This window comes from Trueperella sp. HMSC08B05, assembly GCF_001808405.1.
Classification (GTDB): Bacteria; Actinomycetota; Actinomycetes; order Actinomycetales; family Actinomycetaceae; genus Trueperella; species Trueperella bernardiae.
In genome coordinates this window covers 60,593-66,593 of record NZ_KV793268.1, presented here as the reverse complement: position 1 = coordinate 66,593, position 6,001 = coordinate 60,593, and the positions used below count along the sequence as shown (strand labels likewise).

The following is a 6,001-nucleotide window of genomic DNA, read 5'->3' as shown; positions in this document are numbered from 1 at the left end:
CGCTCCGATCGATGGCAACTACACCGTCACTGTTGAGGGCAAGACCCCGGACAGTGGCAAGGAAGTCAACACCTCGAACGATGGCAAGATCACCGTCACCGAGCCGGAGGCTCCCAAGTCCCCGGATTGGGGTAATGGTTCGGGCAAGCCCGGCGAGACCGTCGTGATCCCGAATGACGGTGGCCCGGTTCCGGACGGCACCACGGTCGAGACTGACGGTCCGGGCAAGGTGACCATCGATGAGAATGGCAACGTGGTTGTCGACATCGATAAGGACGCCAAGCCTGGTGACAAGATCGTAGTTATCGTCAAGGACAAGGACGGCAACGAGATAGACAAGATCGAGGTCACGGTTACCGATCCGGACAAGCAGCCTGAGGCCGATAAGCCGAACTGGGGCGACGGTTCTGTCAAGCCTGGCGAGACCGTTGTGATCCCGAATGACGGCGGCAAGGTCCCCGGCGACGCTAAGGTCACGGTCGAGGGCCCGGGTAAGGCCCAGATCGACAAGGATGGCAACCTGGTCATCACCGCCGATCCGAATGCCAAGCCCGGCGACAAGATCACGGTCACCGTGACGGACAAGGACGGCAACGTCCTCGATACGTCCACGATCACGGTCGCGGGTAAGACTGCGCCGAAGTCCGGCACCGGCAAGCTCTCGTACACGGGTGCTACCGTGGGCGGCTTGGCTGCTGCGGCTACCATGCTGACTGCAGCTGGTGCCTTCCTGGTGTCGCGGAAGCGTCGGGAGGACTAATCACCTTCAGGTGAGAGTCCACCTCTAGCGCGTGGATCCCCCGGTGTTCTGAAAAGAACACCGGGGGATCCACGTATGTGCGGGCGCCACCAGCCGACGGGGCTAGCCAGCACCAGCCGGCTAGAAGAAGTCCGGCGCGAGGATGCGGTTCCACGTCCACTAGTACGGTGGGCTCGAGGAAGAAGCCGTTGTTGAACGGTCGCCCGCCGCCCGCGACCGGGCCCCGACCGGGCCCTAGCCTTCGAGCTTGAAGGCCCGCACCGGGTTGCCCACCACCAGCTCGCGGATGGCCTCCTCGGCCTCATCCATCTCTAGCCGGTGCTCGGCCACCAGCTTGGCCACGTACCCGGCGTCGATACGGCGCGACACGTCGTGGCGGGCGGGGATGGAGCAGAAGGCGCGGGTGTCGTCGATGAAGCCGGACGTGCGGGTAAAGCCCGCAGTCTCGGTGACGGCGCCGCGGAAGCGGGCCATCGCCTCGGGCGCGTCGATGAACCACCACGGCACGCCGATAAACACCGACCGGTAGAAGCCCGCCATCGGCGCCAGTTCGCGCGAGTACACGGTCTCGTCCATGGTGAACGGGATGAGATGCAGGTTCTCGGAGTCGCCGCAGTCGGCGAGCGCGGGCTGTAGGGCGGCGGCGAACTCGGTCTTGAGCGGGATGTCGCAGCCCACGTCCGCGCCGTACTTGTTGAAGGTGGGCGTGTGGTGGTTGCGGTACACGGACGGGTGCATGGTCATGACCAGCCCGTCCTCGGAGGCCATGCGCACCTGCTCGTACATCATGGAGCGGCGGAGAGCGTCGGCGTCGGCGGGGGACACCTTCCTGGCGAGGGCCTGCTGGTAGATCCGCTCGGCTTCGGCGTCGGAGAGGCGGGCGGTGCCCGGGTCGCGGTGGGAGTGGTCGGTGGAGATCGCGCCGGCGGCCTTGAAGTAGGCGCGGCGGTTTTCCATCGCGGCGTTGAACCCGGCCCACGACGTCGTGTCCACGCCCGAGGCCTCCGACAGTGCCGCCATCAGCTCGGGCCAGTCGGCGCGGGCGGGCTCGAGGTACTTGTCGGGGCGGAAGGTGGGGACGACCGTGCCGTCGAAGGTCTGCCGGATCTTGGCGTGGTGCTCAAGCGAATCGCACGGGTCGTCGGTGGTGGCTAGGAACTGGATGTTGAAGCGCTTGTAGAGGGCGCGCGGGCGGTAGGCGGGGTCGGCGAGGCGTTCGGCGATCTGGTCGTAGATCTGGTCGGCGGTCTCCGCCGACGGCCGCACCCGCACCTCGAAGTAATCAAACAGCTCGTTTTCCATCCAGTACTTCACGGGCGTGCCGCGGTACAGCCACCAGTTGGCGCACAGGATGCGGAACGCGTTGCGCGACTGCTCCTCGGAAAACTCCTTTTGCCCGACGCCGAGCTCGCTCAGCTCCACGCCGTGGGCGTGCAGCATGCGGTTGACGTAGTGGTCAGGGGTGATGAGGAGGGACGTGGGGTCCTTGAACGGGACGTCGTCCGCGATCCACTCCGGGGGAACGTGGCCGTGCGGGGAGATGATCGGGGCGTCCTTGACCAGCGCGTACAGGTCGCGGGCGATGCTGCGCGTGGTGGGATCGGCGGGGAAGAGGCGATCGGGGTGCGGCTGAAGTTCCATGTGTGCCTTCCTTGGGTTGGGGATCGGCGGGTGGTGAGCTGGACGCGAGGTGCCCGGCCGACGTCGGCGGGGCGACAGTGTCGTCAGTCTTTCGTCCCTACGCTCACTCTAAGGGGCGGGCGCGAACATGTCATGCGTTTTGAGGGTATAAACGGTAATTCAGCAGTGTGAAATACTACATTTGTCAAGTTCTTCCCTGGGTGTAAGGATCCTGATAGCCTCAAAGCATCTTCCAAGACGCACGCAAAGCCGCCGCGTCCCACGAGGACGACCGAAGCCAGTGCTGGCTCACACACCCACGGGGTGGCACCCGCGCCCCGCATGCTAAGGAGATCCAATGAAGAAACGTTGGAACCTTCTCGCTCTCGCAGCAAGCGCCTCACTCCTGCTGTCCGGCTGTGCCGGGCTCGGAGGCATCAAGCTTGACTCGGTGGGCGACGAAGATACTGTTTCCTACTTCAAGGTGGCCCTCAACCAGTCGGAATCCCACCCGTCATTTAAGGCCCTCCAGAAGTTTTCCGAAGACGTCGCCGAGCGCACAAACGGGCGCTACGTGATCGAAATCTTCCCCAACGAGCAGCTCGGCTCGCAGCAGGAAGTCCTCCAGTACGTCAAGTCCGGCGCCATCGAAATGTCTATCGTGTCCGGCACCCAGCTGGAAAACATTAACCAGGACTTCCGCGTCCTCAACATGCCCACCACCTTTAGCTCCATCGAACATCAGATCAAGGTCATCCAAGACCCCGACATCGTGGGCGGCCTCTTCGCCTCCCTCGAGGACAAGGAAAACATCACGGTGCTCGGCGGCTACACCCAAGGTGAGCGCCACATCTACACCACGTTCGGCCCGGTCCAAACCCCGGCCGACCTCGCGGGCAAGAAGATCCGCGTCCAAGAATCCGACATGCACATCGAGATGATTAAGCTCATGGGCGGGTCGGCCACCCCGCTGTCCTACGGCGAGGTCTACTCGGCCCTCCAGGCCGGCGTGCTCGACGGGGCCGAAAACAACCTCGTCTCCTACAACACCGCCCGCCACATGGAAGTGGCGCCCTACCTGTCCTACACCAACCACCTGGTCGGCCTCGACTACATGATCATGCGCCACGACCTGCTCGAGGCCATGCCCGAAGCCGACCGCGAGATCCTCTACGAATGCTGGTACGACTCCATGGACTTCCACACCGAGCTGTGGAAGGAATACACCGAAGAATCGCGCCAGATCGCCGAAGACAACGGCGCCACCTTCTACGAGGTGGACAAGGAAGCATTCGCGCAGGCCCTCGCCCCGATCGTCGACCGCTTCGTGTCCGACGGCTACCAGCGCGAGCTCTTCGACGCGATCCGCGCTGCCGACACCGAAGGGGGTCAGTAATGCAACGCGTCCATCAGTTCACCACCAAGTTCCTCGGCTGGCTGTGCATCATCCTGTTCGTCGGCCTCGTTTTCTCCACCACCTGGCAGGTCTTCTCCCGCCTGGTGCTGTCCTCGCCCGTGACCTGGTCTGAGGAGCTGGCCAAGATGCTCTTCGTCTGGCTGTCCTTCCTCGGGCTCGCGTTCGTGTACGGGGAGCGCGGCCACATGGCCGTGGAGTTCCTTGTCCTCCGCGCCCCGGAGCGCACCCAAAAGGCCTTCGCGATCTGGACCCACGTGGCCTCTCTCATCCTCGGCGCCACCGCGCTCGTGTGGGGTGGCTGGAACGCCGCGATGAATGCCTGGTCCCAGAACCTCACCGCCCTACCGGTTAACATCGGCTCCGTCTACCTGGTACTCCCCATCTCCGGCCTGGCGATCGTGCTCTACGCGCTGTACCACATCGTGGAAATCGCGGCCGGGCGCGAGTCCAACTTCCCGATCCCCGAGGCCGAAATGGCCTTGGAGGACGCGGAAAAGATCAAGATCGAGGCCGAGGCGGAGGGAAGCCCGGTCGACGACGCCGTCGGCGTGGCTGACAGCGAAGGCGCGGCTAGCGCTGGTGCCGGCACGAACGGCGCTGGCGAGGCCGGCGCTGCGGACGCGAACGGCGCGGACGGCGTCGCCCGCGACAACACGAAGGGAGCCCAGCTGTGACACCTACCGCTGTTGCAGGACTCATCCTGCTTGTTGGAATCATTCTCCTGATCGCCACCTCGGTGCCGATCGCCGTGGCCATCGGCCTACCCACCGTGATCGCCGCGATGGCGGTCATGAACCCGGACGTGGCCGCGATGTCCGTGGCCGGGCGCATGTTCACCGGCGTCAACTCCTTTTCACTACTTGCCATCCCGTTCTTCGTGCTCGCCGGCGTGCTCATGAACTCCGGAGGCATCGCCGCACGGTTGATCGACGCGGCGAAGGTGCTCGTGGGCCGCATGCCGGCGTCGATGGCGCTGACCAACGTGGTGGCCAACGGCCTGTTCGGCTCCGTGTCCGGCGCAGCTGTTGCCGCCGCCTCCGCGGTTGGCACCATCATGACCCCTCGCATGACCAAGGATGGCTACTCGCGCGAATACACCGCCGCCGTCAACGTGGCCTCCGCCCCGTCCGGCATGCTCATCCCGCCGTCGAACACGTTCATCGTGTACTCGCTCGTGTCCTCGACGTCGATAGCCGCCCTGTTCATGGCCGGCGTCGGCCCCGGTACCCTGTGGGTAGTGGCCTGTATGATCGTGGCCCTCATCCTGTACTTCCGTCACGAAAAGAACAACGTGGTGCAGGTGACCGAGCGGCCAAGCGCCAAGGTGGTGGGCGTGACCCTGTGGCGCGCCATCCCGTCGCTGCTCATGATCGTCATCGTGGTGGGCGGCATCCTCGGCGGCGCATTCACCGCCACCGAATCCTCCGCCATCGCCGTGGTCTACTGCCTGGTGCTCGGCTTCCTGTACAAGAACATCAAGCTCAAGGACCTGCCTGAGATCATCCTCTCCGCCACCCGCACCACCGCCGTGGTCATGTTCCTTGTGGCGGTGTCGGCGGGCCTGTCTTGGGTGATGGCATTCGCCCGCATCCCCGACATGATCGCCAACGGACTCCTGTCCGTTACCGACTCGCCCACCGGCATCCTCATCATCATCATGCTGATCCTGCTGGTGGTGGGCACGTTCATGGACCCGACCCCCGCGATCCTTATCTTCGTGCCGATCTTCCTGCCGATCGTCAAGGACATCGGCATCCACCCGGTGCACTTCGGTGCGATGGTGGTGATGAACCTGTCGGTCGGCGTGATCACGCCGCCGGTTGGCAACGTGCTGTTCGTGGGCGCGAAGGTGGCCGGGCTGCGCATGGAGGCCGTGACCTCCAAGCTGTGGCAGTTCCTGGTCGGCATCATCCTGGCGCTGTTCGTGGTGGTGTTCGTCCCCGCGTTCTCGCTGTGGCTGCCGGGGGTGTTCGGGCTCATCTAGCCGGCGGGCTGCGGGCCGGGATTTGAATTTCCTGGACGATTTCGGGGCGATCTTCTTATATGAGGAGATCGCCCCGAAATCGTCCAAGTTATTTTAATGCCCGGTGGGTGCTGGCCGCCACGGCCGCCGCACGGCAGCCGGCCTACCCGGGGGAGGGCCGCACGTCGGGGTGGCCCTCCGGCCCGCCGCACACAGATGCTGCACTACTCGGCAAGATGCG

4 protein-coding genes and 1 pseudogene are annotated in these 6,001 nt (G+C 64.6%); 4 read left to right on the top strand and 1 reads right to left on the bottom strand.

The features are described from left to right. Positions 1-760: pseudogene (locus tag HMPREF3167_RS09880) on the top strand (hypothetical protein); the annotation flags it as partial. Positions 761-994: 234 nt separating this feature from the next. On the opposite strand, the gene uxaC reads toward HMPREF3167_RS09880, so the two are convergent. Then, positions 995-2,401, bottom strand: coding sequence for a glucuronate isomerase (uxaC, locus tag HMPREF3167_RS07550; RefSeq protein ID WP_062614185.1), 1,407 nt, complete (start codon positions 2,399-2,401; stop codon positions 995-997). Positions 2,402-2,738: 337 nt separating this feature from the next. On the opposite strand from uxaC, the gene HMPREF3167_RS07545 reads away from it, so the two are divergent. From HMPREF3167_RS07545 to HMPREF3167_RS07535, 3 genes are read left to right on the top strand one after another with little or no spacing between them, the layout of a single operon-like run. Further along, positions 2,739-3,776, top strand: a complete 1,038-nt coding sequence (locus HMPREF3167_RS07545; RefSeq protein WP_068538876.1) for a TRAP transporter substrate-binding protein — start codon at positions 2,739-2,741, stop codon at positions 3,774-3,776. Next, positions 3,776-4,471 carry a TRAP transporter small permease gene (locus tag HMPREF3167_RS07540; protein WP_068538875.1) on the top strand — a complete coding sequence of 232 codons (696 nt, stop codon included), beginning with the start codon at positions 3,776-3,778 and terminating at the stop codon, positions 4,469-4,471. Before HMPREF3167_RS07545 ends, HMPREF3167_RS07540 begins: the two co-directional genes overlap by 1 nt. Then, positions 4,468-5,781, top strand: coding sequence for a TRAP transporter large permease (locus HMPREF3167_RS07535; RefSeq protein ID WP_062614183.1), 1,314 nt, complete (start codon positions 4,468-4,470; stop codon positions 5,779-5,781). Before HMPREF3167_RS07540 ends, HMPREF3167_RS07535 begins: the two co-directional genes overlap by 4 nt. Positions 5,782-6,001 lie beyond the last annotated feature (220 nt).

Excerpts from the sequence above, each read along its gene's own strand:
- uxaC (WP_062614185.1), bottom strand. The coding sequence starts at position 2,401 with ATGGAACTTCAGCCGCACCCCGATCGCCTCTTCCCCGCCGATCCCACC.
- HMPREF3167_RS07545 (WP_068538876.1), top strand. The coding sequence starts at position 2,739 with ATGAAGAAACGTTGGAACCTTCTCGCTCTCGCAGCAAGCGCCTCACTC.
- HMPREF3167_RS07540 (WP_068538875.1), top strand. The coding sequence starts at position 3,776 with ATGCAACGCGTCCATCAGTTCACCACCAAGTTCCTCGGCTGGCTGTGC.